The sequence below is a fragment of the Streptomyces sp. NPDC000941 genome (genome assembly GCF_053599555.1).
On the sequence record NZ_JBSFMM010000411.1, the window covers coordinates 1 to 4,729 of the forward strand.

At 74.7% G+C, this 4,729-nt stretch carries 3 protein-coding genes; all 3 read left to right on the plus strand.

Annotated features, from left to right (window positions below):
- Window positions 1-716: phosphopantothenoylcysteine decarboxylase domain-containing protein (locus tag ACWDSL_RS51930; RefSeq protein WP_450496587.1), on the plus strand; the 716-nt coding region annotated here is incomplete at its 5' end.
- 266 nt (window positions 717-982) lie between these two features.
- Window positions 983-2,191: a methionine adenosyltransferase gene (metK, locus tag ACWDSL_RS51935; RefSeq protein WP_089510360.1), complete on the plus strand. Its 1,209-nt coding sequence runs from the start codon at window positions 983-985 to the stop codon at window positions 2,189-2,191.
- A gap of 88 nt (window positions 2,192-2,279) precedes the next feature.
- Window positions 2,280-4,427 carry a primosomal protein N' gene (locus tag ACWDSL_RS51940; RefSeq protein WP_450496590.1) on the plus strand — a complete coding sequence of 716 codons (2,148 nt, stop codon included), beginning with the start codon at window positions 2,280-2,282 and terminating at the stop codon, window positions 4,425-4,427.
- The last annotated feature ends 302 nt before the right edge of the window (window positions 4,428-4,729 follow it).

Here is a 4,729-nt window from a genome sequence, read left to right on the forward strand (position 1 = left end):
CCCGCGACACCCGCGGCGCCCGCGACACCCGCGGCGCCCGCGGCACCGAGGAGCGCCGCCTCGATCTGGCCGGACGCCATGTCGTGGTGAGCGCCGGCGGCACCCGCGAGCCCCTGGACCCGGTGCGCTTCCTCGGCAACCGCTCCACCGGCAAGCAGGGCTACGCCCTCGCCCGGGCCGCCGTCGCCCGCGGCGCCCGGGTGACCTTGGTCTCGGCCAACAGCGAGCTGCCCGACCCGGCCGGCGCCGATGTGGTGCGGGTGGGCACCGCGGTGCAGCTGCGCGAGGCGGTGGTCAAGGCCGCCGCGGACGCCGACGCCGTGGTGATGGCCGCGGCCGTCGCCGACTTCCGGCCCGCGACCTACGCCGAAGGAAAGATCAAGAAGCGGGACGGACACGAGCCCGACCCGATCGTCCTGGTCCGCAACCCGGACGTGCTCGCCGAGATCTCCGCCGACCGCGCCCACCCCGGCCAGGTCATCGTGGGCTTCGCCGCCGAAACCGACGACGTGCTCGCCAACGGACGCGCCAAGCTCGCCCGCAAGGGCTGTGACCTGCTGGTCGTCAACGAGGTGGGGGAGCACAAGACCTTCGGCTCGGAGGCCAACGAGGCCGTCGTCCTGGCGGCCGACGGCACCGAGACGCCGGTGCCGTACGGGCCCAAGGAGGTCCTGGCCGACACGGTCTGGGACCTGGTCGCCCGCCGCCTCGGCTGATCGGGGCACTGCCCGGCAGACGTCGGGCCCGCTGACCGGTCACCATCGGGCCAACGGAGGGAATGACACTTTCCTGCCTCCCTGACAAGGCTGATTTTCCGGTCAGAGAGAGGTATGTTCCACGTCACGGCCTGCCCGTTCTGTGGGACGGGGATGCTCGACCGGTGACCGTGCCGGATAAACTGGCCGAGGAACCGCACCGAGCGCAGCTCTCGAGCGGTCCCAACCATGATCAGCCAGCAGCCGCTGCAACCCCAGGGAGCGATGTGTCCCGCCGCCTGTTCACCTCGGAATCTGTCACCGAGGGTCATCCCGACAAGATCGCTGACCAGATCAGCGACACCATTCTCGACGCGCTGTTGAAGGAGGACCCGACCTCCCGGGTCGCCGTCGAGACACTGATCACCACCGGCCTGGTGCATGTGGCCGGTGAGGTGACGACCAAGGCGTACGCACCGATCGCCACGCTCGTGCGCAACAAGATCCTCGAGATCGGCTACGACTCGTCGAAGAAGGGCTTCGACGGAGCCTCGTGCGGCGTCTCGGTGTCGATCGGCTCCCAGTCCCCGGACATCGCGCAGGGTGTCGACGCGGCGTACGAGGCCCGGGTCGAGGGCGATGAGGACGAGCTGGACAAGCAGGGCGCGGGCGACCAGGGCCTGATGTTCGGCTTCGCCTGCGACGAGACCCCCGAGCTGATGCCGCTCCCGATCAACCTGGCCCACCGGCTCTCCCGCCGCCTGTCCGAGGTGCGCAAGAACGGGACCATCCCCTACCTGCGCCCGGACGGCAAGACGCAGGTCACCATCGAGTACGACGGCAACAAGCCGGTCCGCCTGGACACCGTGGTCGTCTCCTCGCAGCACGCCTCCGACATCGACCTCGACTCGCTGCTGGCGCCGGACATCCGGGAGTTCGTGGTCGAGCACGTCCTGAACGGGCTCGTCGAGGACGGCATCAAGCTGGACACCGAGGGCTACCGCCTGCTGGTCAACCCCACCGGACGGTTCGAGATCGGCGGCCCCATGGGCGACGCCGGCCTCACCGGCCGGAAGATCATCATCGACACCTACGGCGGCATGGCCCGCCACGGCGGCGGCGCCTTCTCCGGCAAGGACCCGTCCAAGGTCGACCGCTCCGCGGCGTACGCGATGCGCTGGGTCGCCAAGAACGTCGTCGCGGCCGGCCTGGCCGCGCGCTGCGAGGTCCAGGTCGCCTACGCGATCGGCAAGGCCGAGCCGGTCGGCCTGTTCGTCGAGACCTTCGGCACGGCCACGGTCGACCCCGAGAAGATCGAGCAGGCCATCTCCGAGGTCTTCGACCTCCGCCCGGCCGCGATCATCCGCGATCTGGACCTGCTGCGCCCGATCTACGCCGAGACGGCCGCGTACGGCCACTTCGGCCGCGAGCTGGAGGACTTCACCTGGGAGCGCACCGACCGCGTGGACGCGCTCCGCACGGCCGTGGGTCTCTAAGGCCCCCCTGTACTGAATCGGACACCGGCCCGGGCGCCCTGTGCGGACGCCCGGGCCGGTGTCCGTGTCGTCTGCTAAGACTGAAGCTGTGAGCAGCGACAACGGGCGGCCGGAGCCCGCGGCGGGGGAGCCGGGTGGGGAGCAGCTTGCGCTCATTCGGGAGAGCGTGCGCAAGGCCAAGGCGCCGAAGGCCAAGCCGCGGACGTGGCGGGGGGCCGCGCTGGCGCGGGAGCTGCCGGTCGCCAAGGTGCTGGTGGACAAGGGCCCGGTGCACCTGGACAAGCTGTGGGACTACGCGGTGCCCGCCGAGATGGACGCCGAGGCCAAACCGGGCGTGCGGGTGCGGGTCCGGTTCGGGGCCGGTACGGGGAAGGTGCGCGAGGGGCGCCGGGAGGGCGGGGGGCTGCTCGACGGGTACATCGTCGAGCGGGTCGCCGAATCCGACTACCGGGGGCCGCTGGCGGCCGTCGCACAGGTGGTCTCGCCGGAGCCGGTGCTGGGGCCCGGGCTGCTCGCGCTGTGCCGGGCGGTCGCCGACCGGTACGCGGGATCGCTTGCGGACGTACTCCAGCTGGCCGTGCCCAAGCGGAACGTACGGGCCGAGGGCGAGCCGTCCCCGCCGCCGCTGCCGCCGCCGGAGGCGCCGGCGGCCGGGAGCTGGGAGCGCTATCCGGCAGGGCCCGGGTTTCTGGACGCGCTCGCGGGCGGCGGGACGCCGCGGGCGGTGTGGACCGCGCTGCCCGGACCGCACTGGCCGCGCGAATGGGCCGTCGCGGTGGCCGCCACCCTCGCCTCGGGGCGCGGCGCGCTCGTCGTCGTCCCCGACGGGCGGACGGCCGCGCGGGTCGACGCGGCGCTCACCGAAGTGCTCGGCGGGGCGGGGCGGCATGTGCTGCTCACCGCCGACCTCGGGCCCGAGGAGCGCTACCGGCGGTGGCTGGCCGTCAGCCGGGGCTCGGTGCGGGCCGTGGTGGGCACCCGGGCCGCCATGTTCGCGCCCGTCAGGGGTCTGGGGCTGGTGGGGATCTGGGACGACGGCGACCACAGCCACAGCGACGACCACGCGCCGCAGCCGCACGCCCGCGACGTCCTGCTGCTGCGCGCCGTTCACGAGCGGACGGGCTTTCTGCTGGGCGACCTCGGCCGCACCGTGGAGGCCGCCCAGCTCGTCGAGAACGGCTGGGCCAGGCCCCTGGAGGCCGACCGCGAGCAGGTACGGACCGCGGCCCCGCTGATCCGTACGGTCGACGAGGGCGAGGTGGCCCGGGACGCCGAGGCGCGCGCCGCCCGGCTGCCCACGCTCGCCTGGCGGACCGTACGGGACGCGCTGACCCGGGGCCCGGTGCTGGTGCAGGTGCCGCGCCGGGGGTACGTACCCCGGCTGGCCTGCGAGCGCTGCCGGGCGCCCGCCCGCTGCGCGCACTGCGCCGGGCCCCTGGAGGCCCGGGACGCGGACCGGCTGGCGTGCGGCTGGTGCGGCCGGGCCGAGACCTCCTGGCACTGCGCCGAGTGCGGGGGCGTCCGGCTGCGGGCGCGGATCGTCGGTGCCCGGCGCACCGCCGAGGAGCTGGGCCGGGCCTTCCCGGCCGTGCCGGTACGGACGTCCGGGCGCGACCATGTGCTGGACCGGGTGCCGGACCGTCCCGCGCTCGTCGTCAGCACCCCGGGCGCCGAACCGGTCGCCGACGGCGGATACGCGGCGGCGCTGCTGCTCGACGGCTGGGCCCTGCTCGGCCGCCCCGACCTGCGCGCGGGCGAGGAGGCGCTGCGCCGCTGGCTGGACGCGGCGGCGCTGGTACGGGGCCAGGGGGACGGCGGTCTTGTCGTGGTGACGGCCGAGCCGACGCAGCGGCCGGTGCAGGCCCTGGTGCGCTGGGACCCGGCAGGTTACGCGGCGCGGGAGCTGGCCGAGCGGGCCCAGCTGGGCTTTCCGCCGGTCTCCCGGATGGCCTCGGTCGCCGGCCCCGCCGAGGCGGTGGCCGAACTGATCGCCGCGGCCCGGCTGCCGGAGGGTACCGAGACCCTGGGCCCGGTCCCGCTGCCCCTGACGGAGCCCGGCCGCCCCCGCCGCCCCGGTCAGCCGCCGCCGGGGGAGGAGTGGCAGCGGGCGCTGCTGCGGGTACGCCCCGGACAGGGCGGCGCGCTCGCGGCCGCGGTCAAGGCGGCGAAGGCGCAGCGGCTGGCCCGGGGCGAGAAGGATCCGGCGGTGCGGATCGATCCGTTCGACATCGGCTGACGTTTGACCTTGGCTGAGTCGGGTCTCGCGTCTCGGGTCTCCGAGCGAGTCGGGCCTCGGGCGGGCCTCGGCCGGTGCGCCGGTTCAGCCGGTGTGGCGGCCGCCTCGCGCCGGGCAGCGGGCCGCCTCGCCGGCTGAGCGCAGCCGACCATCCGACGGCGGGCCGGAGTGCCTGCTCAACTCCTGCACTAGCTCAGCCAGTTGCGCCCGTTCAGCCGTTGCGCGGGTTGGGCAGCGCCCCCGGGCGGGGCTCCTCGCGCAGCGCCGGGGCGGGCTGCGGCGGCATCGAGCGCGCCGCGGGC